Here is a 25,016-nt window from a genome sequence, read left to right as displayed (position 1 = left end):
CCCCGGGCGTGTCGTCGGGCGCTGCACCAAAATGACGCCATGGCTGCGACGGGTGTGTTGGACGAAATCGTCGACACCGCAAGGTATCCGCTCGAATCGCCGGACTCGGTGGGATGGCGGACGGCGGTCGACGCGGCGCGGGCCGACCTGGCCGAGAGCGGCTGCACGGTGTTGCGTGAGTTCATCCGGCCCGAGCTCGTCGAGACGCTGCGCGCGCAGGGCGAAGACATGGCGCCGCACGCGCACTACGAGGTCGAGCGGGTCAACGCCTACAACATCCCGCTGGATACCGAACTGCCCCAGGATCATCCGGGCCGCATCGTGCTGGAACGCGGCAACGCCTTCGTGCCGCGCGACCGCATTCCCGTCGACGCGCTGATCCACCGGCTCTACACCAGCGCCGCGTTCCAGCGCTTCGTCGCGGACTGCTTCGATCTGCCCGAGTTGCACGAATACGCCGACCCGCTGGCCGGGCTGTGCCTGAACGTGGTCGCCCCCGGCATGTCGCACCCGTGGCACTTCGACACCAACGAGTTCACCGTCAGCATGCTCACCCAGTTGCCCGAAGCGGGTGGGGTCTTCGAATACTGCCCAGGCATCCGCTCGCCGCACGCCGAGAACCTCGCCGACGTGCGCGACGTGCTGACCGGTTCCGGCGAGCGCCTGATCCGCAAGCTCGAGCTGCGCCCCGGCGACCTGCAACTGTTCCAAGGACGCTTCTCGCTGCACCGCGTGTCGCCGGTTTCCGGTGGCAGGCAACGACATTCGGCGATCTTCGCCTATACCGACCGGCCGGGTGTCATCGGCACCGTGGAGCGGACCCGCCAGCTGTTCGGTCGCGTTTTGCCCGAACACGTCGCCGAGGACCGCCTGGTTCGCGGCGACCGACTACTCGACTGAGCCCAGCTCGACCCGAGAGGAACACACGTGCCAGTACCCCTAGACACGACCGGGAAAGCCTCCTTCGACGACATCTACGACCGTCCCGATCCTCGCGAGTACTACGCACGGATGTCCGAGCTGGACTACCGCATACCCGAACTGGCAAAGCCGTTCTTCGAGCAGCAGATCCGGGAATATCGCGCCTCCGCCCGCGTCGCGGCGCCGACCGTGCTGGACATCGGCTGCTCCTACGGCGTGAACGCGGCGCTGCTGCGCTTCGACGCCGGCATCGGCGAGCTCGCCGCGCACTACCGCGACGCCGCGGACGCCGACCGCGACGGCCTGATCGCCCGCGATCGCGCCCGCCTCGCCGAGCACGATCATTACCCCGACGTGCGCTTCGTCGGCATCGACGCCGCCCGTCCCGCGCTCGACTACGCGCTGGCCGCGGGATTGCTGCACGACACCGTGCACGCCGACCTCGAATCCGCCGATCCCACCGACGAACAGCGCGAGGTGCTCGCCGCCGCCGACATCGTGCTGTCGACCGGCTGCATCGGGTACGTCACCGAGAAGACCCTGCTGCGGATCGCCACCGCGCACCCGCGGCGCAGGCCGTGGATGGCCCACTTCGTGCTGCGCATGTTCGACTTCGACCCGATGGCCGAGGAACTCGCCGCGCTCGGCTACCGCACCGAGCGGGCGCCCGGTCTGTTCCAGCAGCGCAGGTTCGCCTCCGCCGACGAACAACAGCGCGTGCTGAACACGCTGTCCGACAAGGGAATCGACACCAGAGACCGGGAAGCCGACGGCTGGCTGTACGCGCATCTGTACCTGTCGCGGCCCGGTCCCAAAGGCCACGCCTGAAGGTTTCGCCCGAAAACACCGGCAGCCTCTTGTCGAAACTCGGCATCGTCGCCGAGGATCTGTAGTGGAGCGACGCACTCCACCCCCGCACGCACGGACGCTGTCTCGCCGTGCGCGTCTCACCCACCGCACCCGAACCCCGAGGACTCCGACTTGACCGACCGCACCTTCGCCGCCGAAGACCACCTGCCCCGGGTACCGCTGCCGACACTGGAGGACAGCTGCGCCAGGTTCCTGGAATGGTGCACCCCGCTGCTCAGCGACGACGAACTCGCCACCACCGAGGCGGCGGTCGCCGACCTGCTCCGGCCGGACGGTCCCGGCCGGACGCTGCACGCGGCGCTGGCGGAGTACGACGCCACCCCCGGTGTCGGCAGCTGGCTCGACCTGTTCTGGCCGTCGCGCTACCTCGGCCGACGCGACCGAATCGCGTTGAACGCCAACTTCTTCTTCCTCTTCCGCGACGACACGCCGCTGTCCGCGTCGACCGCGGCCGATCAGGTCGAGCGCGCGGCGGCCATCGTCTCGGCGGCCGTGGACTACAAGCTGGCCCTCGACGAGGAAGCCATCCCGCCGGTCACCCAGCGCGGGCAGCAACTGTCCATGTGGCAGAACAAGTACCTGTTCTCCGAGACCAGGATTCCCGGCGAGCAGCAGGACACGGTGCGGGTGCCGTACAGCCCCGAGTGGCCAGGCCCCTCGCGGGAGCGGCACATCGTGGTGTTCTACCGCGGCAGCATGTTCCGGATGGACGTGATCGGCACGGGCGGCGCGCCGTACTCCCTCGACGATCTCGCCGACGGTCTGCGCGCGGTGCTCAAGGCCGGATCGCGCTCGGCGCGCACCGACACCGCCGTCGGGCATCTCACCACCAAGGCGCGCGCCGAATGGGCGGCGAGCCGGGCCGCGCTGCGCGCCGAACCCGCCAACGTCGCGGCGCTCGACACCATCGAGACGGCACTGTTCTGTCTGTGCCTGGAGGACTTCACCCCGCGCGACGCCCTGCACGCCTGCGACCAACTGCTGCACGGTGACAGCGCCAATCGCTGGTTCGACAAGGCGGTCTCGTTCATCGTCTTCGGCGACGGCCAGGCGGGCATCAACGTCGAGCACTGCGGACTGGACGGCACCACCATCCTGTCGTTCGTGGACACGCTGCTGGAGACGCCCGCGGCCGAACACGCGCGGCGCTCGGGCGCCCAGGCGCAGGGGCTGCCCGCCGTGGAGCCGATCGAGTTCACCCTCGACGCCGCCTTGCGGACCGACATCGCGGCGGCGGGTGCGGCCTTCGCCGGCTACGCGGCCGAAAACGCCACGCAGACGGTCTCTTTCGAGGACTTCGGCACCGCGCGGGCCAAGCAGCTCGGCATCTCGCCGGACGCCTTCGCCCAGTTGAGCTACCAGCTCGCGCACCGGCGAAGCAAGGGCATCACCGGCGCCACCTACGAATCCATCGCGACCCGCCAGTACCGCAACGGCCGCACCGAGGCCATGCGGGTGGTGACGCCGGAGATGATCGCCTTCGTCGACACCATGCAGGATCCGGCCGCCGACACCGCCGCCCGGCTCGCGGCCGCGCGCACCGCCGCGGCCAAGCACGTCGAACGGGCCAAGCAGTGCCAGGCCGGTGAAGCGCCGGAACAGCACCTGTGGGAGCTGGAGTGGATCCAGCGCCGCCGCGGCGCGGAACTCGGTGTCACCGAACCGATTCCGCTCTACACCAGCCCCGGCTGGACGATCATGCGCGACGACTACCTCAGCACCAGCTCCGCGCCCTCGGTCAACATCCAGTACTTCGGCTTCGGCTCGACGAGCCCGCGCTGCATCGGCGTCGCCTACGTGCTGCTACCCGACCGCTGGAACCTCTACCTGGCCACACCGAAGGCGGTGGCCGACCAGATGTACGCGTTCGCCGATCACCTGCGCGAGGCGGTGCGCGAACTGGCGGAGCTGTTGGCGTCGGGGGAGTGACCGGCGTCGACCGGCCGCGCTGAGCCCAGCGTCCGCGCGATGAGCGCGCGGGCCGTCCCGGTCCCGTGGTGGACCGGGGCGGTAGCTGGGAACGCGCGTCTGAGAGAATGACCAGCCGTGAAGACTTTCGAAACCCTGTTCGCCGAGCTGCAGGATCGTGCCATCACCCGCCCCGAGGGTTCCGGCACCGTGGCCGCGCTGGACGCCGGTGTGCATGCCCAGGGTAAGAAGGTGCTCGAGGAGGCTGGCGAGGTCTGGCTCGCCGCCGAACACGAGAGCGACGAATCGCTGGCCGAGGAGATCTCGCAGCTGCTCTACTGGGTCCAGGTGCTCATGGTGGGCCGGGGACTGAAGCTCGACGACGTGTACCGACATCTGTGACGGTCGCGTCTATTCCGTAGTTTCGTTCCCCGAAAGGAAGCCCACCCCATGCTGCGCGTCGCAGTCCCCAACAAAGGCGCCCTGTCCGAATCCGCGACCTCCATCCTGGCCGAGGCCGGATACCGCAAGCGCACCGATTCCCGCGACCTGAGCGTCCTCGATCCCGCGAACCAGGTCGAGTTCTACTTCCTGCGTCCCAAGGACATCGCGGTCTACGTCGGTTCCGGTGAACTCGACCTCGGCATCACCGGCCGCGATCTCGCGCTGGACTCCGGCGCGCCGGTGCAGGAGCGGCTCGCGCTCGGTTTCGGCCGCTCCACCTTCCGCTACGCCGCCCCCGCGGGCAGGGAGTGGAAGGTCGAGGACCTGCACGACAAGCGCATCGCCACCTCCTACCCGAACCTGGTGCTCGCGGATCTGCGGCGTCGCGGCATCGAGGCCGAGGTGATCCGCCTCGACGGCGCGGTGGAGATCTCGATCCAGCTCGGCGTCGCCGACGCCATCGCCGACGTGGTCGGCTCGGGGCGCACGCTGCGCCAGCACAACCTGGTCGCCTTCGGCGAGACCCTCTGCGATTCGGAGGGCGTGCTCATCGAGGCGGTCGGCTCGGACCAGAACGATCGGGCCCGCAACCAGCTCATCGCCCGTGTCCAGGGCGTGGTGTTCGCCCAGCAGTACCTGATGTTGGACTACGACTGTCCGAAGGAGCTGCTCGAGCAGGCCGTGCGGATCACGCCGGGCCTGGAATCGCCGACCGTCTCCCCGCTCGCCGACGCCGACTGGGTCGCGGTGCGGGCGCTGGTGCCGCGCGGCAAGGGCAACGCGGTGATGGACGAGCTGGCCGACCTCGGCGCCAAGGCCATCCTGGCCACCGACATCCGCTCCTGCCGAGCCTTCTGACCACGCCGGACGCCGGGCGGATACCGGAGTGTATCCGCCAGGGCCGTCCGTTCCCACCGATCGATTCACGCGGAATCCAACCGCTGCGCCCGGTGGCGGCGCGTTGCTACGGTGCGGCCTCTCGATGAGGAACGCAAGGAGCACCACCGTGTCGCAGATACCGCCCGATGAACGTCCGGGCAGCACCTTCCCCTGGAACGAGGATTGGCTCGCGGCCATCGTCGGGCTGGCGCTGATCGCGCTCGTCCTGCTCGGCGCGATCCCGGATTGGCTGGTGCCCTGATGTCGGACACCGAAGCTCCCAAGGTCGCTGCCGCGCCGCCCGCCGATCCGCCGGTGCGCTCGGAAACCGCGGCGCTGCAAGCGATCCCGCGTCCCACGGCGGCCCAGATCGCGGCAGGCATCGCCGTCGTGCTCGTCCTCGGCGCGCTCACCAGGTTTTTCGAGACGCACGTGCCGCGGTGGGCGGTGGACACCCCGTTCCAGCGGGTGGCCAAATCGATCGAATACCCGGTCTACGCCATCGCGCTCGGCCTCCTCGGCAATGTGATTCTGGCGAAACTTGATCTGCGCGAACGACTTTCGGCCGGTTTTCGCACCGAGTTCTTCATCAAGACCGGCGTGGTACTGCTCGGCGCGTCGATCAACCTGAGGATCCTGGCGACCGCGGCGGGCCCGGCGATCCTGCAGGCGCTGCTGCTGATCACCGCCGTTTTCGGCTTCACCTGGTGGTTCGGCGGGCGGCTCGGCCTCGACGACAAACTGCGCGCGCTGCTCTCCTCGGCGGTGTCGATCTGCGGTGTCAGCGCGGCGATCGCGGCGGCGGGCGCGGTACAGGCCCGGCGCGAGCAGATCGCCTATGCGGCCTCGCTGGTCATCATCTTCGCCCTGCCCTCGATCTTCCTGCTGCCCTGGCTGGCCGGCGCGCTCGGGCTCTCCGACGCGGTGGCGGGCGCGTGGATCGGCGGAAATATCGACACGACGGCGGCCGTCGCCGCGTCGGGCGCCATCGCCGGTGAGCAGACGCTGCAGATCGCCACGATCGTCAAGACCACCCAGAACGCCCTCATCGGGCTGGTCGCCATCGCGCTGACCGCGTACTTCACCCTGCGCGTCGAGCGGACGCCGGGCACGGCGCGGCCGTCGGCGCGGCAGTTCTGGGACCGGTTCCCGAAGTTCGTGCTCGGTTTCGTCGCGGCGTCGGCGATCGGCACGATCTATCTCGCCTCGGTGGACAAGAAGACGGGCTCCGCGCACATCGCGATCGTCAACGATCTGCGCACCTGGTTCCTGATCCTGGCGTTCGTCTCGATCGGCCTGGAGTTCTCGTCGCGCGGGCTGCGGGAGGCGGGATGGCGTCCGATCGCCGTCTTCGGCTCCGCCGTCGCGGTGAATCTGGTTGTGGGCCTTGGGCTCTCGGTGCTGTTGTTCCGCGATTTCACGGTCTGACCCGCACGCGGCCCGCACGCCACTATGCGAGGCGTCCTTCGCGCGGTGGCGGGTCGGGCGGGCCGTCAGTCGGCGACGGCCTCGGCCAGCGTCTCGTCCGGCGACTCGCCGTCGTTCTCCGGCCAGCCGGGGTACGGCGGCGGGGTGCCGCCGAACTCCGGGCACAGCGGTTTGTAGTCGCAGTAGTCGCACAGCCAGCTGGTGGTCGGCGGGAACTCCCCGGTGCGGCCCGCCTCGCGCACAGCCGTCCAGAGCGCGGACAGGGTGCGCTCGAAGCGTCCCAGTTCCTCGGCGTCGGGCGCGTAGGTGAGGATCTGCCGGTCGGCCAGGTAGATCAGGCGCAGCTGAGCGGGCAGCACGCCGCGGGTGCGCAGCACCACCAGCGCGTAGAACTTCAGCTGGAACAGCGCCTTGGTCTCCTGCGCGAGACCGGGCGCGCGGCCGGTCTTGTAGTCGACCACCCGCAGCTCGCCGGTCGGGGCCACGTCGATCCGGTCGACGTATCCGCGCAGCAGCACGCCGTCGTCCAGTTCGACCTCCACCCGCGCCTCGCGCGACTCCGGCTCGAACCGGGTCGGGTCCTCCAGCTGGTAGTAGCTCTCGACCAGCGCGCGGACCTCGTCGAGGAACGGCCCGAGCCCGTCGGCCGCGATCAGCTCCGCCACCTCCGGCTGCGCCGCGAGCACCCGCGCCCAGGCCGGCTCCACCAGCGCGTCGGCCCGCTCGGGTCCGCGCTCCGCCGCGGGCAGTCCGTACAGGTCCTCCAGCACCGCGTGCACCACCGTGCCGCGCACCGCGTGGCGCGAGGGCGGCTCCGGGATCCGGTCGATCGCACGCAAGCGGTACTTCAGCGGGCACTGCTTGAAATCCATTGCCCGCGAAGGCGACAGCGCGGGCCTGCGGCGTGCTTCGGCGGGCGCGGGCGGCCCGGCGGAGGCGGCGTCGGCAGGGGGCGTGGACACGGGCGCTGGCATACCTGGCAGGCTATCCGGCGGCACCGACACGCCGGTGCCGAACCGCGACGACAGCGCGACGACGAGCAGCGAACGGAGATTCATGACGGCCAGACGGACCGGGCCATTCACCACCGGGGACCGGGTGCAGCTGACCGATGCCAAGGGACGCCTCTACACGGTGATCTTGGAGCCGGGCAAGGAGTTCCACACCCACCGGGGCGGGATCAAGCACGACGATCTGATCGGCGCCGACGAAGGCAGCCTCGTGCACTCCACCAACGGCACCCCGTACCTCGCGCTGCGGCCGCTGCTCGTCGACTACGTGCTGTCCATGCCGCGCGGCGCCGCCGTGATCTACCCGAAGGACGCCGCGCAGATCGTGCACGAGGGCGATGTGTTCCCCGGCGCGCGCGTTCTGGAGGCAGGCGCGGGCTCCGGCGCGCTGACGTGTTCGCTGTTGCGCGCCGTTGGCCCGGAGGGCGAAGTCGTGTCCTACGAGATCCGCGATGACCACGCCGAGCACGCCGTCCGCAATGTCGAACGGTTCTTCGGCGAACGTCCAGCTAACTGGAGTCTGACCGTCGGCGACGTCGCCGACTACACCGGCGATCCGGTGGACCGGGTGGTGCTCGACATGCTGGCGCCGTGGGACGCGCTGCCCGCGGTGTCCAAGGCGCTGGTGCCCGGCGGCGTCCTCATCGTCTACGTCGCGACCGTCACCCAGTTGTCCAAGGTGGTCGAGGCGCTACGCGAGCAGGAATGCTGGACCGAGCCGCGGTCCTGGGAGTCGATGGTCCGCGGCTGGCACGTCGTCGGCCTCGCCGTGCGCCCCGAACACCGCATGCAGGGCCACACGGCGTTCCTGGTGAGCGCGCGCAGGCTGGCCGAGGGAGTGGTCACCCCCAAGCCGCAACGCCGCCCCTCGAAGGGCTGAGGCGTCGCGACGCCCGCCCTGCCGTACGCGGTCCATCGAAGGACCGCGTACGGCTCGCGCGCGTGCGGCGGTACGGTCAGGGCGTGCAGGGCGCCTGCGCGAAGCCGAGCAGGGTGCAGGCGGTGGCGTCCGAGAGCTTCCACTTGCCGTCGACGTGCTGCCAGGTCATCGGCATGGCAGGGGCCGAGCCGTGCGGCGAGGTGATGACGACCTGCGCGGTCGCGGTCTCGCCCTCGGTCTTGACGTCGGTCACCGCGAAGGTGAGCTGGCCGTAGCCCGCGAGCAGCTGGTTCATCTGGTCGATGTTGGCGGTGCGCTTCTCGCCGTCCACGATGACCGCGGTCTTCTCGGCCGTCGGCTTGCTCGGGTCGGCGACCAGCGCCAGGGTGGCCTGCAGTTCCTCGGCCTTGGGCGCGTCGGCGCCCGCGTGGTCGTGGCCGCCCGCGGCGCCGGTGGTCGCGGCCGCGCTGGTGGCCACCGCCGAGGTGGTGGTCGCGGCGGTGTCGGACGAGTCGTCCGAGCCGCAGGCGGTCAGCCCGACCGTAACGGCGAGGGCCGCCGCGGCGGTAGCCACGGAAACACGCAGGGTCTTGGCGGGAAGGAGCATTCTCTAGCAACCTTTCGGCTTGGGCGTCGAGGAACCTCGCGCCTTGTCGGGTTAGGGCAGGCTAACATGGTTGCTCGGCCGCCGATCGCAGCGCAGATGTGATCACGACGAAACCATGTCGGAAAGCGAGAACGGTTCGCGCCCGGTAGCGTTGATAGACCGGGACTGGGAGGAGCAGCACATGAGCCCCATCGAGAATTCGGATTCGGCGGCCTGGAGAGAGCTCGAGGCGATACGCGCCGAGGCGGCTGCACTCCGAAGGCAACTCGCCGATTCGCCGGATCGCACACGGGAATTGGAAGCCCGCATCGATTCGCTGACCATTCGCAACACGAAGCTGATGGACACACTCAAGGAGGCGCGCCAGCAACTGGTCGCGCTGCGCGAGGAGGTCGATCGGCTGGGTCAGCCGCCGAGCGGATACGGCGTTCTGATCGGCGTGTACGACGATCAGACGGTCGACGTGTTCACTTCGGGTCGCAAGATGCGGTTGACGTGTTCACCGAACATCGACACCTCGACCCTCGAGTACGGCCAGACCGTGCGTCTCAACGAGGCGCTGACGGTGGTCGAGGCGAGTTCGTTCGATTCGGTCGGTGAGATCGGCACCCTGCGCGAGATCCTCGACGACGGTCGCCGCGCGCTGGTCGTCGGCCACGCCGACGAGGAGCGGGTGGTCTGGCTGGCGGGTCCGCTGGCCAAGGTGGCCGAGGTCGACGATCTGGACGATCCCGATGCGCCCATTCGCAAGCTGCGGCCCGGTGATTCCCTGCTGGTCGACACCAAGGCGGGCTTCGCCTTCGAGCGCATCCCCAAGGCCGAGGTGGAAGACCTCGTGCTCGAGGAAGTCCCGGACGTCGACTACAACGACATCGGTGGTCTCGGACGCCAGATCGAGCAGATCCGCGACGCGGTGGAACTGCCGTTCCTGCACAAGGATCTGTTCCGGGAGTACGCGCTGCGCCCGCCCAAGGGCGTGCTGCTCTACGGTCCGCCCGGTTGCGGTAAGACGCTGATCGCCAAGGCGGTGGCCAACTCGCTGGCCAAGAAGATCGCCGAGGCGCGCGGTGAGGACGCCAAGGAAGCCAAGTCGTTCTTCCTGAACATCAAGGGCCCCGAGCTGCTCAACAAGTTCGTCGGCGAGACCGAGCGCCACATCCGGATCATCTTCCAGCGGGCGCGCGAGAAGGCCTCCGAGGGCACGCCGGTGATCGTGTTCTTCGACGAGATGGACTCGATCTTCCGCACCCGCGGCTCGGGTGTCTCCTCCGATGTGGAGACAACCGTTGTGCCGCAGCTGCTTTCGGAGATCGACGGTGTCGAGGGCCTGGAGAACGTCATCGTCATCGGCGCCTCCAACCGCGAGGACATGATCGACCCCGCGATCCTGCGGCCGGGCCGCCTGGACGTCAAGATCAAGATCGAGCGGCCGGACGCCGAATCGGCGCAGGACATCTTCTCCAAGTACCTGACCGAGGAGCTGCCGCTGCACGCCGACGATCTCGAGGAGTTCGGCGGCGACAAGGGCGCCTGCATCCGCGCGATGATCGAACGGGTCGTCGACCGGATGTACGCCGAGAGCGAGGACAACCGCTTCCTGGAGGTCACCTACGCCAACGGTGACAAGGAAGTCCTGTACTTCAAGGACTTCAACTCCGGCGCCATGATCCAGAACATCGTGGACCGCTCCAAGAAGTACGCCATCAAGGCGGTGCTCGACACCGGCAACCCGGGTCTGCGCATCCAGCATCTCTACGATTCGATCGTGGACGAGTTCTCCGAGAACGAGGACCTGCCCAACACCACGAATCCCGATGACTGGGCCCGCATCTCGGGTAAGAAGGGCGAGCGCATCGTGTACATCCGCACCCTGGTGACTGGCAAGAACGCCAGTGCCAGCCGTGCGATCGACACGGAGTCGAACACGGGTCAGTACCTGTAGGTGTGAGTTCGGTGTGGGCCGCGTCTCCGATGGGTGGCGCGGCCCTCGCCGTGTTCGGGCGAGCGCATTGTCTACATCCGGCTGCGCTGGATGCACTGGCAAGAACGCCAGTGCCAGCCGTGCGATCGACACGGAGTCGAACACGGGTCAGTACCTGTAGGTCTGAGTTCGGTGTGGGCCGCGTCTCCGATGGGTGGCGCGGCCCTCGCCGTGTTCGGGCCACCGGGCTCCGCATCCCACTCAGTGGAATGTGACGCAACCCACTGGACGCTTGTCTGGGAAGCTAACGCCAGCTAGAGGCCCTGTTTCGGTATCCGCGCCGCACCTCGCCGGTACTTTGTGGACCGAAAACGCCTCCGGCAAGCATCTGAATCATTCATGCTTCAGATTAACGGAGCGCCGACCGTGCGCGCCGCATCGAGATGAGGAGCACCCCATGTCCGGATCTGCGTCGGATTTCCTGGCCGAAGTTCTGATCAAGACCATCCAGCAGCTGCTCGGTTCGGGCAGCGCGAGCTGAGCGAACCGCCGCGTCGAAGGGCCGAGCCGCCTTGGTGGCTCGGCCCTTTCGTCTGTGCGAGCGGGAGCGACTCCGGCAGGGACCTGTTCGACCGCTGGTGGCGCGACGCCCCGATCTGAGCGAAGCGCTCAGTTGACCTGTCGTGCGTTGGCATCCCAATACTTCTGCCGCAGATCGCGTTTCAGGATCTTCCCGGCGCCCGACACCGGCAGCGCGTCCACGATCTCGATGCTGCGCGGCGCCTTGTACCCGGCGATCAGCTCCTTGGCGTGGCCGCGGATCTCCTCCGTTGTCACCTGCTGTCCGGGCTTGCAGACGATGACCGCGTGCACCCGCTCGCCCCATTCGGCGTCCGGCACGCCGATGACCGCCACCGCGGCGACCGCAGGGTGCGCGGCGACGGCGTTCTCCACCTCGGCGGAGTACACGTTCTCGCCGCCGGAGACGATCATGTCCTTGATCCGGTCCACGATGTAGACGTAACCGTCCTCGTCCATGTAGCCGCCGTCCCCGGTGTGCATCCAGCCGTCCCGCACGGCCTCCGCGGTCTCGGCGGGCTTGTTCCAGTAGCCGAGCATCACGTGGCCGCCGCGCACCGTCACCTCGCCGACGGTGCCGCGCGGCACCTCCGCGCCGTCGGCATCCACGATCCGGATCTCGCTGTGCGGCGCGGCCCGTCCCGCCGAGCGCAACCGGCCGGCCAGGTGATCCGCCGGACCGAGCAGGGTGGCGATCGGCGCGACTTCGGTCATGCCGTAGGCCTGGGCGAAACCGGCGTTGCCGAAGGCGGCCATCGCGCGCTCGAGCACCGCCTGCGAGATCGGCGACGCGCCGTACATGATGTGTTCGACGCTGGACAGGTCGAACTCGGCCGCGCGCGGATGGTCGACGAGCATCTGGATCATCACCGGCACCAGTACGGAAGAACTCACCTTGTGCTGCTGAATCGCGGTCAGGGTGGCCACCGGGTCGAACGCCGGGATCATCACGTGGGTGCCGCCCAGCATCAGCACGCCCTGCCACCCGGCCAGATCGGCGAGGTGGAACATCGGCGCCGCGTGCAGGAAGACCGCGCCGGGAGTCATCAGATACCCGGTGGCGACGCCGCCGAGCGCGGAGGTCAGCAGATTGGCGTGGCTGAGCACCACGCCCTTGGGGAATCCGGTGGTGCCGCCGGTGTAGAAGATGCCCGCGGGCGCGTCGCCGCCGCGGCGCGCGTCCGGGATCGGTGCGGCGTCCGCGAGGATCCGTTCGTAGTCGAGCGCGCCTTCGGGAGTCGGGCCGTCGCCACAGTGGATCACCGCGCGGAGTTCGGGATACTGCGCCCGCAGCGCCGGAACCATCGGGGCGAACGCGTCGTCGACGAAGAGCACCCGGCTGTCGGAATCGGCGAGGGAGTAGGCGATTTCGGCGGGACTCCACCGGATGTTCACCGGGTTGAGGACGGCGTCCGCCCACGGCACCGCGAGCAGGTACTCGTGGTAGCGGTCGGAATTCAACGACAGCATCGCCACCCGGTCACCCGCGCCGACGCCCAGACCGCGCAGCGCCCCCGCCAATCGGGCGACCCGGTCGAGCGCCTCCCGGTTGGTTCGGGTGCGGGAACCGCAGATGGTCATCAGGCCGTCGGGATTGTGCTGGGCGGCGCGGTGCAGGCCCTGAGTCAGATACATCGTCGATTCCTCGTCGAACGGCGGTGGTCGGTCTCGACGAGTATTCGGCGGGGAGTGTGATCTGCGCCATGGAAAGCGTGTCGAACTATCGGTCGCCGGCTTGTTGCTTTCTCCAAACGCCCGCCCGTAGGCTCGCTCCACCATGAGCAGCCGCCCGACCTCCGCCGAACGCCTGGTGGTCGCGCGCGTGCGGCAGCGCGCGCCCGAACTCGTCGACCGCGTCGTCGCGCGAGCAAGGGCGGAGATGGCGGCCTACGCGTCGCTGCCCGCCGCGACCATCGCCGCGTCGACCTCCTCGGTCGTCGTCCGCCTGCTCGACGCGCTGCACGACGGCCATCCGCTCACCTCCTGCGATCTCGCCGCGGTGCGCGAGTTCGGCGAAACCCGTGCCCGCCAAGGTATTTCGCTGGCCGACATCCAGAACGGATGGCGCATCGCGGTCCGCGAGATCTTCGCCGAGCTGACCGAGGCGGCCGCCGTGACCGGCGTCGCGGATCGCACGCTGCTGCGCTTGACCCCCGCACTGCTCGACCTCGTCGACGCCGCCGTCGTCCCGTACAGCGTCGGGCACCGCGACGTGGAGATCGCCGCGGCACGGCACGACGAACAGTTCCGCGCCGAGTTCACCAGGGCCGCGCTCCTCGGCACCCTCGGTCCAGGGGACCTGCGAATCCGCGCGCAGCAACTCGGCGTCGATCCCGAAGCCGAGTACCGCGCGTACCGCGCCAGGGCGGAAACACCGCTCGATTCCGCCGCGTCGCTCCCCACGAGCGGGTTCGTGACCACGGTAGACGGCGACATCGCCGGGTTTGTGGAAAAGTCCAGAAGCCCGGTGGTGGGCGGCGTCGTCGGGCTCGGTCCGCCGACCCGGCTGGAGGACCTGGCGCGCTCGTTCCGTTTGGCCGGTCGGGTGCTGACCACGGCGCAGATGTTCGGCCGCACCGGAACCGTCGACTTGGACAGCGTCGGCGTGCTGCCCGCGATCGCCGCCGACACCGATCTCGGCGCGGAACTCGTCCGGCGCTATCTGGCGTCCCTCGGCGGCGGCGAATCCGCGCGCACCATCATCGACACGGTCGAGTCCTACCTCGACACCGGTCTGCGCGTCGAGGCCACCGCCGAGCGGCTCGTGGTGCACCCCAACACCGTTCGCTATCGACTGAGCCGCTTCGAGGAACTCACCGGCGCGGACCTGCGCGCCGCGCACACGGCGCTGGAAGTCTGGTGGGCGATCCAATTCCGCAAGAGCCAACACCCGGGGGAGCGCCGCTCGTCGCGCGGGTGAGACTTTCGCCGCGCGGGCTTTCCTCCCGTGCCTTTCCACCGATACGGTCGACTCCGGTGGATGACGGTTCGAGAGGAGATCCGCATGGGTTCAACGGCTTTCGCCGTTTTCCTGCCGCTGGCGCTGGCCTTGGTGATGTTCGGGCTCGGCCTGACCCTCACCGTCGACGATTTCGCCAGGGTGCTGCGCTATCCCGCCGCGGCGGCGATCGCGCTGGTCTGCCAGATGGTGCTGCTGCCCGCCGCGTGCTTCGGGCTCATCTTGCTGTTCGGCGTGGAAGGCGCGCTCGCGGTGGGGATGATATTGCTCGCCGCCTCGCCAGGCGGGCCGTCGGCGAACCTGTTCAGCCACATCGCCGGTGGGCACGTCGCGCTGAACATCACGCTCACGGCGGTGAATTCGGTGCTGGCGGTGTTCACCATGCCGCTGGTCGTCGCGCTGTCCTACGCGGTGTTCCTGGACGGCGAGGGGTCGATCGGGTTGCGGCCGGACAAATTCGCGCAGGTCTTCGCGATCGTGCTGGTGCCGGTCGCGGTCGGGATGTGGGTGCACCGGCGATTCACCGACTGGGCGCGGCGGATGCGCGGGGCGGTGAAGGTGCTGTCGATCGTGGTGCTCGCGCTGGTGGTCGCGGCCGCCGTGGCGAAGAACTTCGAGACGCTCACCGAGCACCTCGGCGAGCTGGCCGCGCTGTGCCTGGTGTTCGCGGTGCTCAGCCTGACGGTCGGGTACCTGGCGCCGCGGCTGTTCGGCGTCGACGAGGACCAGGCCGTCGCCTCGGCGATGGAGATCGGCATCCACAACGGCGCGATCGCCATCGCCGTCGCGGTCTCCGTGCTGCACAACGACACGATGGCCGTGCCGGGCGCGGTGTACGGCGTGCTGATGAACATCCCGGCCGCCGCCGCGGCCTACCTCCTCGCGCGCCGCCGCAAGTCCGCGCAGGTGACAGCCGCGGTCTGAGCCCTGCTGTCGGGCTCATGCCGATTCGCAGTGGACTACGCCGAAATGTTGATCTCGACTCGCCCCGAGGGTGGATGGGCGAGCGGGCGTTTCCCGTTAGATTCGACCCGGTCGGAGTCCGAATCGTCGAGGAGCGGCGTGATCGAAACGGTGGAGCGTCAGCAGCGGAACCTCGCGGAAACGGATCGTCCTCCGGTGGCGTCCACGGGCATCGCCGTCGTCGCGGGCATTTCCCTTGCGGTGCTGCTGTTCTCGGCGAGCCGCTACGACTACTTCGGCGACGAGCTGTACTTCCTCGCCGCGGGGCGCCACCCGTCCTTCGGCTACGCCGATCAGGGTCCGGTGCTTCCGATGCTGGCTCGGCTGATGGACACCCTCGCCCCCGGCTCGTTCTTCGCGCTCCGGCTGCCCGCGGTCGCGCTGACCACGCTGGCCGTGGTGCTCACCGCGCTGCTCGCCAGGGAATTCGGCGGCGGACGCCGCGCCCAGTTGCTCGCGGCCATCGCCTACGCGACCTCGCCGTTCCTGCTGTTGCAGGGCAAGATGCTCACCACCAACGCGATCGACACCGTGCTGTGGGTGATCGTCACCTGGCTCGTGGTGCGCTGGGTGCGTACCCGCCGCGACGCACTTCTGCTGTGCGCCGCGCTCGTGACGGCGGTGGACATGCAGGTGAAGTGGCTGATCCCGCTCTTCTGGATCGCGATCGCGGTGACGTCGCTGGCCCTCGGTCCGCGCGAGCTGGTGCGGCGACCGCTGCTGTGGCTCGGCGGTGCGATCGTCGTGCTGGCCACGGTGCCGACGCTGATCTGGCAGGCGGGCAACGGCTGGCCGCAGCTGCGCATGGGGGAGGTGATCAGCGGCGAGCAGGGCGTTCTCGGCGGGCGACTGCTGTTCGTGCCGCTCGCGCTGCTCACCGCGGGTCTGCTCGGCGCGGTCGTGCTGGTGTACGGCGTGTGGGCGCTGCTGCGCAATCCCGCGCTGCGCCCGTATCGCTTCCTCGGCGCGACGCTGCTTGTGCTGGTCGCGATCTTCCTGGTGATGGGCGGACGCATCTACTACATGGCGGGCATGTACGCGGTGGTGCTCGCCGCGGGCGCGGTCGGGTTGGTCGAGCTGACCGCCGGACTGCGCCCGTCGCCGCGCAGGCTGGCCGCCGCGGGCGGCGCGGCGGTGGTGCTGTGTTCCACGGCTCTCGTCCTGTGGTCGACGCCGTGGCAGCACCCCGACCACATCGCGCCACCCGCCGACGACGCCGAGGCCGCGATCAACATCGGCGTCTACGGCGAATTCGGCTGGCCCGAGCTGACCGCCGCCGTGACCGAGGCCTATGCCGCGCTCGCCCCTGCCGAACGCGCGACCACCGTCGTGCTCACCGACACCTACTGGCAGGCCAGCGCACTCGACCAGTTCGCGCGCGACGAACTGCCGCCGATCTACAGCCCGAGCCGCGGCTACGGCTACTTCGGCAGGCCGGACGAGCGGACGGGCACCGTGCTCGCGGTCGGCGTGCCCGAGAGCTTCCTGCGCTGGAACTTCGACAGCGTGGAACCGGTCGGCAAGGTGGACAGCAGGCTCGGCTTTCCCGGCAACACCCAGGACGTCACCGTGTGGGCGTGCACCGGGTCGCGCCATCCGTGGGCCGAGACCTGGCCGGACTTGATGCACCTCTAGCGCGGCGTGGTTATCTGAAGGCATGACATCAGGGCAAACCGAGATCTGGCACAACCCGCGGTGCTCGAAGAGCCGCACCGCGACGGCGCACCTCGACGAGACGGGCGTGGCCTACTCCGTGCGCCGCTACCTGGACGACCCGCCCACCGCGGACGAGTTGCGCGAGGTGCTGCGGCGGCTCGACGCGCAACCGTGGGACATCACCCGCACCGGCGAGCAGACCGCCAAGGACCTCGGCATGGCCGGCTGGGGCCGCACGCCCGCCGACCGCGACCGGTGGATCGAGGCGCTGGCCGCCAACCCGCAGCTGATTCAGCGTCCCATCGTGCTCACGGCGAACGGCGGCGCCGTGGTCGCCCGCTCCGAGGACGCCCTGCGCACCCTCGGCTGAACCGGCGCGCGAAAACCGGACTCCCCGGGCGGTATTCGTCGATCCCTACCGCCGCGCACAGGCGGTAGGGTCGGCGTCATGAAGGTACAACTGCGCCACAACCCCGCCTCCACCGTCGCGCGGTGCTTCCTCGCGGGTGGCGAGCCGATGCGGGTCGAGAGCGGCGCCATGGTCGCCCATTCGGCGGGAATCACGTTGCAGGCCAAGGCCGAAGGCGGCATCTTGGCCGGTCTCAAGCGCTCGGTACTCGCCGGGGAGTCGTTTTTCGTCTCCACCTTCACCGCCCCGCAGCAGGGCGGCTGGGTCGACGTCGCGCCCGCGCTGCCCGGCGACATGCTGAACCTGCAGATCACCCCGGACCGGCCGTTCTTCATCAGCCGCGGCGGCTGGATCGCCAACTCGCACGGCGTGCAGGTGGAGAGCAAGTGGGGCGGCTTCGCGAACCTGTTCGGCGGCGAGGGCGGTTTCGGGCTGCGCGCGCACGGCGACGGCGAGATCGTTGTCGGCGTCTTCGGCGCGATCGACGTGATCGACCTGCAGCCCGGCGAACCGATCACCATCGACACCGGGCACGTGGTCGCCTACGACCTGGCCATGAACTTCACCATCCGCCGCGCCGTCTCCGGCCGCTCCATCCAGTCGCTGAAGTCGGGCGAGGGATTCGTCTTCGACTTCGTCGGACCGGGGCGGGTGCTGCTGCAGACGCGTAACCCCGGCGCGTTCCTGTCCTGGGCCAGCACCGGCGCCTCGTCGAGCTGACCGAGGCGAGTGTCGCACGGCGAGGATTTCCCTCCGAGCCCGTCACGTCCGGGTAACCTCCCGGACACCCGGGTCCGTGATGCTGGCCCCTTCATTCGATGAACAACACGAAGGATGCCTTTCATGGAGCTGCTCGAAGTCGTCGCCACCATCTTCCAGACCTTCTTGGCCCTGGGCAGCGGCAGCGCGGCGTAACGAATCAGGCCAGGAGATCGCCGACAAGCACCCGGGTGTCCGGCACGAACGGCCAGTCCGGGTCGGCGAGGTGGGCGCGCAATTCCGCGTCGGTCCACCACCAGCCGTCGGCGATCTCCTCGGGCTGGTGACGGAGGGGTCCGTCGTAACGCAGCTCATAGGCGAACAGATGGCAGCGCATCGGCCTGCCCTCCCATTCTCCGTCCCACGAGGCGCTCGCCATCGGCAGTGGCGGCGTCGCGTCCGGGCCGAGCACGATGCCGAGCTCTTCGCCGAGTTCCCGGATCGCGGTCCGCGCCGGATCCTCACCCGGCGCGACGACACCGCCCGCGAGGCAGTCGTGCATTCCGGCGAACACCATCTTCGTGTCGGTGCGGCGGTGCACGTAGACCCGCTCGCCGTCCATCGACCGCACCAGCACCCCCGAACTGGCGTGCCACAGCCCCTCGCGATAGACCTCGGCCCGATCGGCAGCGCCGACCTCTCGCCCCTGCCGGTCGTAGACCGCGATCACCTCGTTCGGCTGCGCTGACACCGCTCGAGGGTAGCCTGAGTGGTGCACGCGACCTGGAGAGAGGACCGTCCGATGGTGCTTCCGCGAGCGGTGGCGAGATTCAACCGGCACGTGACCAATCCGGTGGCCGGACTGATCGCGGGCACGGTGCCGCCGTTCGGTGTCGTCGTGCACAAGGGGCGAAAATCCGGGCGCGCCTATCGAACTCCGGTGTGGGTGTTCGAGGACGACGGCGTCTACCGCATCGCGCTGACCTACGGTCGCGACGCGGAGTGGGTGAAGAACGTCGTCGCCGCGGGCGGTTTCCAGCTCGAGGCGCGGGGCCGCACCCTCGAACTCACGGATCCGGTGGTGCTGGAGGACCGGTCCGCGCGCTGGGCGCCGATCGGTATCCGGCAGGTGCTGCGGAGCATCGCCGCCAAGTACTACCTGCAGGCCGGTCCTGTCGGCTGATCGTGGGTCAGCGGCGGCGGCGTGGTTTCGGTTTCACGCCAGGTCGTGGGGTGTTCGCCGTCGCCGACGTAGCTGAAACCGTTGCGGTGGAACGGGTTTCGGTGTCGATCCACCGGTACGTGAAGTGCTGCTGGGCCAGCGTCCACGCGTTGTTCGACACCCAGTACAGCAGGATCGCGACCGGCAGCACCGCGCCGCCGACGAACACGCCCGCGGGAAACACCCACAGCGTCAGTGTGTTCAGCATCGGGACCTGCGCCACCGCCGGGTCCTGGCGGGCGATAGAGGCCCGGGCCGTGAAATGTGTCGCGAGGGCCGCCAGCACCATCAGCGTGCCCGCGACCGCGGCGATCGCGACGCTCGGTTGCCCGGCCAGGGTGTTCGACAGCGGCGCCCCGAAGAGGTCGGCCCGCAGGAACGACTGGACGTCGGCCGCGTCGAAGACGTAGTTCGGGGTCTGCGCGTTCTGTTCGGGCGTCATCGGGGTCGGCGTCGACTGGAAGGGCAGGTGACTCAGCGTGCCGGTGCGGTCGAACGACCGAAGCACGTGGAACAGCGCCAGGAACACCAGACCCTGGCCGAGCATCGGCAGACAGCCCGCCAGTACGCGCACACCGTGCTTCCGGTGCAGCTGCTGGATTTCGGCGGCCTGGCGCTGCCGGTCGTCCGGGTAGCGCTTGCGCAGCGCCTCGATCTGGGGTTGCAGGCGCCGCACGACGGCTTGGGTTCGGACTTGTTTCAGGAACAGCGGGTACATGGCCGCGCGGAGGGTGGCGACGAGAAACACCACGGCCAGCACCCAGGCCAGACCGCTGCCGGGCCCGAGCAGCGCGGCGAAGGCGGTGTGCCAGAGCCAGAGCACGGCGGAGACAGGGTAGTAGACGACATCGAGCATGGGGGAACACCTGATTCGGTGAGATGTGCGCGCACGCACGGAAAACGGGAGATGGTCACGGCGAAGGGCCGACCACACCCGCGCCGTGGCGCGGGCCGTCGATCAGCCCGTGACCGGTCCCGGAGCTCGCGGCCGCGGACGGCCCGCCGTGTCGGGATTGCTCTGGCGCAGATACGAACCGCGCCTGCGGCGCTGCGCGGACGGCGGCGGTCCGCAGCGCGGGACGACGACCGGCGCGACCGCCGCACCGCGCAGTGCCACCATCGCGAACACCGCGGCGGCGAGCACGCCGAGCGCGGCCAGCGAGGCGTGCTCGGGCAGGGGCGTGGCCAGCAGCGCGAACGCGGATGCCAGGCAGGCGAATACCGCGAACGCCGTCAGCTGAACCCGCGAGAACATGGGATCGAGCGTACCTGGCGCCGTCGGGTCAGGCTCCGTCGCCGAGATCCCACTGTTCGGCGCGGTGCAGGGCGGCGGGCGTCAGTCCGAAGGTGCGACGACAGGTGCGAGTGAGCTGGGTGCTGTCGTCGAAACCGGCGGCGTGCGCGGCGGCGGCGAGGTCGTCGCCGGAACGGAACCGGCCGATCGCCACCCGCAGCCGCAACCACAGCATGTAGGGACGCAACGGCATTCCGACCTGCTCGGCGAACAGGTGCGAGAGCCGGGCGGGGGAGAGCCCGACCCGCTTCGCCACGTCGGACCCGCGGATCGAATGATCAGGGACCAGGCTCGGCAGCAGCCGCAGCGCCTCGGTCACCGCGCCGTGCCGCTGCGCGCCGTTGGCAGCCGTTGGGGCGCCGCGCAATTCGCGCACGATGGCGGCGACCTGTTCGGCGATCGGCGCACCGGCGAGCGTCGCGGGCAGCGCCTGCTGATCGTCGGCCCAGCCGCCCGCGTGCGCGCGACGATCGGCGGCGGCGCCCGCCGCGGTCTCCGGATCCAGGTAGAGCGCGGCGCCTTCGGCGGCGGTCTCGATCCGGTGCGGCGCGTCGGCGGGCACGATGATCGTGGTGCCGCGGTGGCGCACCCCGCCCGCGTCCATCACCGTGATCGGCGTGCGGGCGGCGAGCACTTGGACGGTGTGGTGGGCGTGCAGCGCGGTCGGGCGGATCGCGCCGCCGAAGGCGAGAATCCCGGGCCGCAGCAAAGCCGTTGCCCGCCGGTCGGATTCGTCGGGCGTTTCGGTGACCAGAGCCTTCTCCATCGGACGCTCCCGGCAGGTGACGCATGGATCCGGGTTTCGGATCCATCGCCGAGACTATCCGGGTCGCACGGCGGCGGTGAGCGTTTCGGTCAGGTGATCCAGGAATTCACCCACGATCGGTCGCGGGGTCACAGCTCGAACGCCGCGCCGGTTCGCGAGGGACCCGGCGCGGCGTTCGCGGGTCGATCTAGTCGAACGCGCCGGCGGGCGCCAGCGGGACGACCAGGCTGGACGGCCCGTTCGCGTCCCGGTGGATGCGCTGCGACGAGCCGATCAGCCGGGGCAGATCGGTGGGCACCGGGATCGTGGAGGGGAAGGTGCCGCTGGTGATCCGCACGCGCAGCGCGTGTCCCGGCTCGAGCCGATGGAACGCAGGGCGCAGTTTGATCTCCATCCGGGTCACCTCGCCGGGGACGAGCAGTTGCTCGGCCTCCTTGCGCACTACGTGCTCGGGCCCGTAGACGGCGCCGTCCGCCGCTCGCCAGGTCTTCTCCTCGTCGAGGACGCGCATGCTGGCCAGCTGCGAGCCGCCGGTGATGTTCACCGAGGTGCCGTCCGGCGCCACATCGTCGAGCCACACCTGGAAAGCCGCGTCGGTACTGGTCGACGAGGCGAACAGGGTGAGACTGCTCGGGCCCGCCAGCACCGTCGGTTCGGTCACCGGATCCATCGTGTACACGCGCCCTGCGGTCGGGCCCTGCACCCATTCGGTACACGGGTTGTAGGCGTTGAAGATCCGGAAGACGAAGTCGAGCAGCCCGCCGGAGTACTGGCCCAGGGTCTGCCGGTTGCAGATGTTGTCCAAGCCGGTGTAGTCGAGCTGGTCGGCGGCGTCCGCGATCGTGGGCTGCTCGGCCACGAGTCGGTCGCCGTCGAAGTAGCGGCGCTGAATCTCGGCATGCTCGAACGGGTATCGCGAGGTTGCGACGGCATTGTTGTTTGCGTCGATGACGTGCAGCGTGCGCTCGGTCTCGTCGACGCCGTTGTCGATGCCCTTGAGGAAGCGGTCGAACCAGGCCAGCGTGATCATGTCGGTGTCCAGCCGCGAGCCGGGCCCGAAGCCGAGGCCGACGTGGTACCACGGGCCCATCAGCAGCTGGAACCGCCCGTCGGTCGGCTGTCCCGGCGCCATCGGCGCGAACTGGTCTCGCCCGGCCGCCAGGTTCTGCAACTGGGAGTAGTTGCGCCACGGCCCTTCCTGGTACAGATCCCACAGGCCGCCGACCTGGTACATGGCGATGTCGTTGTCCACCAACGCTTTCAGTTCGGTCTCGAACCGGCGCTCCTGCCACCACGCGCCGTCGTAGGCCAGCGGGCCGCCCGCGTACGCCTCCACCAACTTGACGAGGGTGCTGTCGGTCGACACCAGTGCCGCGAGGTGATCGCCGAGCGCCCGCACGAAGGTCTGCGGTGTCACCACCGCGGTCATGAACGGGCCGATGAGACTCAGGTACGGCACCATCACCGAGATGACGGTGAGCAGCAGCGGGCTCATCAACCCGTCGTGGCCGAGCACCTCGTTGAAGATGTTGTTGGGCATGGCCATCGGCACGATCGCCTTCAACGGCGAACCGGGACCGACGGATTCGGCGGTCCGCATGGCCGACAGCGCAGGGAACGAGTACCCGTACATGCCGACCTTGCCGCTGGAACCCGGCAGCCGGGCCGCCCAGTCCACCACCTGCGCGCCGTCCATGCCGTCCTGTTTGGACGCCGGATTCCAGGCGCCGGTGGACCCGCCGGTGCCGCGCACGTCGGCGATCACCTCGATGTAGCCGCGCCGCACCAGCATGTCCTGGGCGCTGGTGGCCTGGTTGATGATGCGGCGCGCGTCGCGCAAATGGTCGGGCAGCGGAATGCGTAGTTGATCGATGACGCCGGTGACCGCGGCGGTCAGCGCACTGGACAGCGCGCCGTAGGTCGTGAAGTTGACGACGACGGGGAACTCGCCCTCGGCCCGTCGCCCGGTCGCCGGGTCGGTCGGATACCGCACCTCGGCCTGCAACTTCGTGCCGTCCGAGAGCGGAATGATCTGTCCCAGTTGATATTCGATGCCGTACCGCTCCGGCGTCGGCGCGTAGTCCGCTGGCAGGCCGAAATTGGCGGGCGCGGACGGCACCGGGCCTGCGGCGGGGACGGCGCTCGCACCGGGCGCGAGCTGAACGGTCGGCCCGAGGGCGGTGATCGCCGCGAGGGCGACCGTGGCGGCACGGCGGCGGAACCGCGCCCGGCTCGAAATCGTCAAGTACCTGAACTCTCTGCTCGCGGTGCCGAGTCCGGCGGCACCCGGGGACCTCGCTGTCCGATACAGCAGACCGCACGGTCCCGGTGCCGCACCACCGGCAGTTCCCAAGACCGCGAGCCGGCGATTTGTGCGCCCGACCAAAGCGGTGGAACCGAGTCCTAGGGCGCGAACGAGGCGGCTTCGAGCCGTCTGGCCAGCCGCGCCGCGGACAGCGTCATGGCGTCGGCGGGGCGGTGCGGATCCAGCCCGGTGAGTTCGTGCACGCGCGAGAGGCGATAGGTCACCGTGTTGCGGTGCACCATCAGCTGCCGCGCCGTGGCGAGCTGGTTGAAGCCGGTGTCGACGAACGTCTCCAGCGTCTCGGCCAGCATCGGCTGGGCGTCCAGCGGTGCGAGCAGGGCGGCAAGTCCCGGCCGGGCCGCGTCGCTCACCGCCACGGTGTATTCGAAGTGCAGATCCGTTCGGCGACAGACGATCTCGCGTCGCGCAAGGCATCGTCCGAGCTCGGCGAGCACGCGCGCCTCGCCGTCGAGCGCGGGGATTTCGGCCCTCGTCGAGGTCGCTCCCACGCCCACCCAGTACGGGGGAACCCGGCCGGGCGCGTGCGCGGGAAGGCGCGCGGTCAATCCGGCCAGCGCGGCCGAGCCGTCGTCGCCGGAGGCCAAGGGAACAAGCGCGGTCCAGCCCCCGGTGTCCAAACGCAGGAAGACGCCGGGGATGGCCTCGACCCGATGCCGCAGGGCCGCCGCGGGACCACCGCCGCTGCCGCACAGCCGGAACACCGCGACCAGGAAGGCGTCGGCCACCGGGATGACCGGGTCGTCGGCCCACTCCACCGGATCGCGCCCGGCCAGCAGCGCCTCGGCGATACCGCGGCGGCGCTCCAGCAACTCCCAGCGCGGATCGTGGGCGAGCTGGATGGCCGCCGTCGCGATACGCGAGCTGACCAGCGTGATGTATTTCAGCAGCGCGGGGGAGGCGTCCAGCAACAGGGCATCGTCGGCGCCCGCCGAATCGCGCAGCCGGTCCCAGAGGAAGGCCGCGCCCAGCCGATACCGCTCCAGCACCTCGGCCAGCGGCGTGCCGTCGCGCAGCCGGTCCATCGCCAGGTCCACCAGCTCCCTGGTGTCGGCCTCGGACGGCTCGACGCCGCGGCGCAGGTACTGGAAGAACAGATCGACGTTGAGCTTCGCGCCGCGGGCGAAATCGGTTTCGACCAGCGAGAAGGGCAGCTGCGCGTAGGGCGGCAGCGTGCCGTAGAACCCCTCGAGCAGCGCGGCCGCGTTGCGGTGCAGGCCGTCGATCCGCGCGGATCGCTGGCCGTCACCGGGAGTTTCGCCCGGATCGGTCATCGGC

The 25,016-nt window shown here is 69.6% G+C and carries 24 protein-coding genes; 15 read left to right on the top strand and 9 right to left on the bottom strand.

All coding sequences use genetic code 11. From position 1 onward, the window contains the following. Window positions 1-39 precede the first annotated feature (39 nt). The 7 genes from CRP45_RS07050 (at window position 40) to CRP45_RS07025 (ending at window position 6,450) form a co-directional block, all read left to right on the top strand. Window positions 40-900 carry a HalD/BesD family halogenase gene (locus CRP45_RS07050; protein WP_097244264.1) on the top strand — a complete coding sequence of 287 codons (861 nt, stop codon included), beginning with the start codon at window positions 40-42 and terminating at the stop codon, window positions 898-900. Window positions 901-927: 27 nt separating this feature from the next. Beyond that, a complete protein-coding gene (locus CRP45_RS07045; RefSeq protein WP_097244263.1) occupies window positions 928-1,749 on the top strand; it encodes a class I SAM-dependent methyltransferase in 822 nt (273 codons plus the stop codon). A gap of 153 nt (window positions 1,750-1,902) precedes the next feature. After that, a complete protein-coding gene (locus CRP45_RS07040; protein ID WP_097244262.1) occupies window positions 1,903-3,720 on the top strand; it encodes a choline/carnitine O-acyltransferase in 1,818 nt (605 codons plus the stop codon). Between the two features lie 117 nt (window positions 3,721-3,837). Further along, window positions 3,838-4,101: a phosphoribosyl-ATP diphosphatase gene (locus tag CRP45_RS07035; RefSeq protein WP_067781149.1), complete on the top strand. Its 264-nt coding sequence runs from the start codon at window positions 3,838-3,840 to the stop codon at window positions 4,099-4,101. A 48-nt stretch (window positions 4,102-4,149) separates the two neighbouring features. Continuing rightward, window positions 4,150-5,001, top strand: a complete 852-nt coding sequence (gene hisG, locus CRP45_RS07030; protein WP_067781152.1) for an ATP phosphoribosyltransferase — start codon at window positions 4,150-4,152, stop codon at window positions 4,999-5,001. 148 nt (window positions 5,002-5,149) lie between these two features. After that, window positions 5,150-5,284: a hypothetical protein gene (locus CRP45_RS34920; protein ID WP_281256167.1), complete on the top strand. Its 135-nt coding sequence runs from the start codon at window positions 5,150-5,152 to the stop codon at window positions 5,282-5,284. Then, on the top strand, window positions 5,284-6,450 hold the full coding sequence (locus tag CRP45_RS07025) for a YeiH family protein (RefSeq protein WP_245909955.1): 1,167 nt from the start codon (window positions 5,284-5,286) through the stop codon (window positions 6,448-6,450). The genes CRP45_RS34920 and CRP45_RS07025 overlap by 1 nt, the downstream gene beginning before the upstream one ends. Before the next feature lie 65 nt (window positions 6,451-6,515). Here the strand turns inward: CRP45_RS07025 and CRP45_RS07020 are convergent, their stop codons facing one another. Continuing rightward, a complete protein-coding gene (locus tag CRP45_RS07020; protein WP_097244635.1) occupies window positions 6,516-7,424 on the bottom strand; it encodes a RecB family exonuclease in 909 nt (302 codons plus the stop codon). Window positions 7,425-7,506: 82 nt separating this feature from the next. Here CRP45_RS07020 and CRP45_RS07015 point away from each other — a divergent pair, with 82 nt between their 5' ends. After that, window positions 7,507-8,340 (top strand): tRNA (adenine-N1)-methyltransferase, encoded by an 834-nt coding sequence (locus CRP45_RS07015; RefSeq protein ID WP_067781156.1) that lies wholly within the window; start codon window positions 7,507-7,509, stop codon window positions 8,338-8,340. A 76-nt stretch (window positions 8,341-8,416) separates the two neighbouring features. Here the strand turns inward: CRP45_RS07015 and CRP45_RS07010 are convergent, their stop codons facing one another. Then, on the bottom strand, window positions 8,417-8,947 hold the full coding sequence (locus CRP45_RS07010) for a WKL family lipoprotein (RefSeq protein ID WP_097244261.1): 531 nt from the start codon (window positions 8,945-8,947) through the stop codon (window positions 8,417-8,419). A 181-nt stretch (window positions 8,948-9,128) separates the two neighbouring features. Between CRP45_RS07010 and arc the strand changes: the two genes are divergently transcribed. Next, window positions 9,129-10,889: a proteasome ATPase gene (gene arc / locus CRP45_RS07005; RefSeq protein WP_067781312.1), complete on the top strand. Its 1,761-nt coding sequence runs from the start codon at window positions 9,129-9,131 to the stop codon at window positions 10,887-10,889. Window positions 10,890-11,537: 648 nt separating this feature from the next. Here arc and CRP45_RS07000 read toward each other — a convergent pair. Further along, window positions 11,538-13,082, bottom strand: a complete 1,545-nt coding sequence (locus CRP45_RS07000) for an acyl-CoA synthetase (RefSeq protein ID WP_097244260.1) — start codon at window positions 13,080-13,082, stop codon at window positions 11,538-11,540. 142 nt (window positions 13,083-13,224) lie between these two features. Between CRP45_RS07000 and CRP45_RS34480 the strand changes: the two genes are divergently transcribed. From CRP45_RS34480 to CRP45_RS06975, 5 genes are all read left to right on the top strand, one after another. Beyond that, window positions 13,225-14,367 carry a PucR family transcriptional regulator gene (locus tag CRP45_RS34480; protein ID WP_097244259.1) on the top strand — a complete coding sequence of 381 codons (1,143 nt, stop codon included), beginning with the start codon at window positions 13,225-13,227 and terminating at the stop codon, window positions 14,365-14,367. Window positions 14,368-14,451: 84 nt separating this feature from the next. Continuing rightward, complete coding sequence (locus tag CRP45_RS06990; protein ID WP_097244634.1) at window positions 14,452-15,330, top strand: bile acid:sodium symporter family protein; 879 nt, start codon at window positions 14,452-14,454, stop codon at window positions 15,328-15,330. Between the two features lie 138 nt (window positions 15,331-15,468). Further along, a complete protein-coding gene (locus CRP45_RS06985) occupies window positions 15,469-17,004 on the top strand; it encodes a glycosyltransferase family 39 protein (RefSeq protein ID WP_245909954.1) in 1,536 nt (511 codons plus the stop codon). A 22-nt stretch (window positions 17,005-17,026) separates the two neighbouring features. Next, window positions 17,027-17,395 carry an arsenate reductase family protein gene (locus tag CRP45_RS06980; RefSeq protein ID WP_097244258.1) on the top strand — a complete coding sequence of 123 codons (369 nt, stop codon included), beginning with the start codon at window positions 17,027-17,029 and terminating at the stop codon, window positions 17,393-17,395. 78 nt (window positions 17,396-17,473) lie between these two features. Further along, the gene (locus CRP45_RS06975) at window positions 17,474-18,154 is read left to right on the top strand and encodes a TIGR00266 family protein (RefSeq protein WP_067781173.1); all 681 of its coding nucleotides are present in this window, start codon (window positions 17,474-17,476) and stop codon (window positions 18,152-18,154) included. Window positions 18,155-18,353: 199 nt separating this feature from the next. Here the strand turns inward: CRP45_RS06975 and CRP45_RS06970 are convergent, their stop codons facing one another. After that, window positions 18,354-18,884: an NUDIX hydrolase gene (locus CRP45_RS06970; protein ID WP_245909953.1), complete on the bottom strand. Its 531-nt coding sequence runs from the start codon at window positions 18,882-18,884 to the stop codon at window positions 18,354-18,356. A gap of 51 nt (window positions 18,885-18,935) precedes the next feature. Between CRP45_RS06970 and CRP45_RS06965 the strand changes: the two genes are divergently transcribed. Beyond that, entirely contained in the window at window positions 18,936-19,316 is a 381-nt protein-coding gene (locus CRP45_RS06965) for a nitroreductase family deazaflavin-dependent oxidoreductase (RefSeq protein ID WP_097244631.1), read from the top strand. Between the two features lie 7 nt (window positions 19,317-19,323). On the opposite strand, the gene yidC is transcribed toward CRP45_RS06965, so the two are convergent. The 5 genes from yidC to CRP45_RS06940 form a co-directional block, all read right to left on the bottom strand. After that, entirely contained in the window at window positions 19,324-20,211 is an 888-nt protein-coding gene (gene yidC / locus CRP45_RS06960) for a membrane protein insertase YidC (RefSeq protein WP_097244257.1), read from the bottom strand. Between the two features lie 102 nt (window positions 20,212-20,313). Further along, on the bottom strand, window positions 20,314-20,610 hold the full coding sequence (locus CRP45_RS06955; RefSeq protein ID WP_097244256.1) for a DUF6412 domain-containing protein: 297 nt from the start codon (window positions 20,608-20,610) through the stop codon (window positions 20,314-20,316). A 28-nt stretch (window positions 20,611-20,638) separates the two neighbouring features. After that, on the bottom strand, window positions 20,639-21,415 hold the full coding sequence (locus tag CRP45_RS06950) for a helix-turn-helix transcriptional regulator (RefSeq protein WP_097244255.1): 777 nt from the start codon (window positions 21,413-21,415) through the stop codon (window positions 20,639-20,641). Window positions 21,416-21,602: 187 nt separating this feature from the next. Continuing rightward, a complete protein-coding gene (locus CRP45_RS06945; RefSeq protein WP_179830778.1) occupies window positions 21,603-23,660 on the bottom strand; it encodes a CocE/NonD family hydrolase in 2,058 nt (685 codons plus the stop codon). 158 nt (window positions 23,661-23,818) lie between these two features. Then, window positions 23,819-25,012, bottom strand: a complete 1,194-nt coding sequence (locus CRP45_RS06940; RefSeq protein ID WP_097244253.1) for a PucR family transcriptional regulator — start codon at window positions 25,010-25,012, stop codon at window positions 23,819-23,821. Window positions 25,013-25,016: the final 4 nt, after the last annotated feature.

The sequence above is a fragment of the Nocardia amikacinitolerans genome (genome assembly GCF_900215415.1).
GTDB classification, from domain to species: Bacteria; Actinomycetota; Actinomycetes; order Mycobacteriales; family Mycobacteriaceae; genus Nocardia; species Nocardia amikacinitolerans.
Note: the sequence above shows the minus strand (reverse complement) of the source record. Positions and strands in the feature narration are given on the sequence as shown.

What these genes read in the sequence shown, in the direction of transcription:
- CRP45_RS07050 (WP_097244264.1), top strand. Translation starts at nt 40, where the DNA reads ATGGCTGCGACGGGTGTGTTGGACGAAATCGTCGACACCGCAAGGTAT.
- hisG (WP_067781152.1), top strand. Translation starts at nt 4,150, where the DNA reads ATGCTGCGCGTCGCAGTCCCCAACAAAGGCGCCCTGTCCGAATCCGCG.
- CRP45_RS07025 (WP_245909955.1), top strand. Translation starts at nt 5,284, where the DNA reads ATGTCGGACACCGAAGCTCCCAAGGTCGCTGCCGCGCCGCCCGCCGAT.
- CRP45_RS07020 (WP_097244635.1), bottom strand. Translation starts at nt 7,424, where the DNA reads ATGCCAGCGCCCGTGTCCACGCCCCCTGCCGACGCCGCCTCCGCCGGG.
- CRP45_RS07015 (WP_067781156.1), top strand. Translation starts at nt 7,507, where the DNA reads ATGACGGCCAGACGGACCGGGCCATTCACCACCGGGGACCGGGTGCAG.
- CRP45_RS07010 (WP_097244261.1), bottom strand. Translation starts at nt 8,947, where the DNA reads ATGCTCCTTCCCGCCAAGACCCTGCGTGTTTCCGTGGCTACCGCCGCG.
- arc (WP_067781312.1), top strand. Translation starts at nt 9,129, where the DNA reads ATGAGCCCCATCGAGAATTCGGATTCGGCGGCCTGGAGAGAGCTCGAG.
- CRP45_RS07000 (WP_097244260.1), bottom strand. Translation starts at nt 13,082, where the DNA reads ATGTATCTGACTCAGGGCCTGCACCGCGCCGCCCAGCACAATCCCGAC.
- CRP45_RS34480 (WP_097244259.1), top strand. Translation starts at nt 13,225, where the DNA reads ATGAGCAGCCGCCCGACCTCCGCCGAACGCCTGGTGGTCGCGCGCGTG.
- CRP45_RS06990 (WP_097244634.1), top strand. Translation starts at nt 14,452, where the DNA reads ATGGGTTCAACGGCTTTCGCCGTTTTCCTGCCGCTGGCGCTGGCCTTG.
- CRP45_RS06980 (WP_097244258.1), top strand. Translation starts at nt 17,027, where the DNA reads ATGACATCAGGGCAAACCGAGATCTGGCACAACCCGCGGTGCTCGAAG.
- CRP45_RS06975 (WP_067781173.1), top strand. Translation starts at nt 17,474, where the DNA reads ATGAAGGTACAACTGCGCCACAACCCCGCCTCCACCGTCGCGCGGTGC.
- CRP45_RS06965 (WP_097244631.1), top strand. Translation starts at nt 18,936, where the DNA reads ATGGTGCTTCCGCGAGCGGTGGCGAGATTCAACCGGCACGTGACCAAT.
- yidC (WP_097244257.1), bottom strand. Translation starts at nt 20,211, where the DNA reads ATGCTCGATGTCGTCTACTACCCTGTCTCCGCCGTGCTCTGGCTCTGG.
- CRP45_RS06955 (WP_097244256.1), bottom strand. Translation starts at nt 20,610, where the DNA reads ATGTTCTCGCGGGTTCAGCTGACGGCGTTCGCGGTATTCGCCTGCCTG.
- CRP45_RS06950 (WP_097244255.1), bottom strand. Translation starts at nt 21,415, where the DNA reads ATGGAGAAGGCTCTGGTCACCGAAACGCCCGACGAATCCGACCGGCGG.
- CRP45_RS06940 (WP_097244253.1), bottom strand. Translation starts at nt 25,012, where the DNA reads ATGACCGATCCGGGCGAAACTCCCGGTGACGGCCAGCGATCCGCGCGG.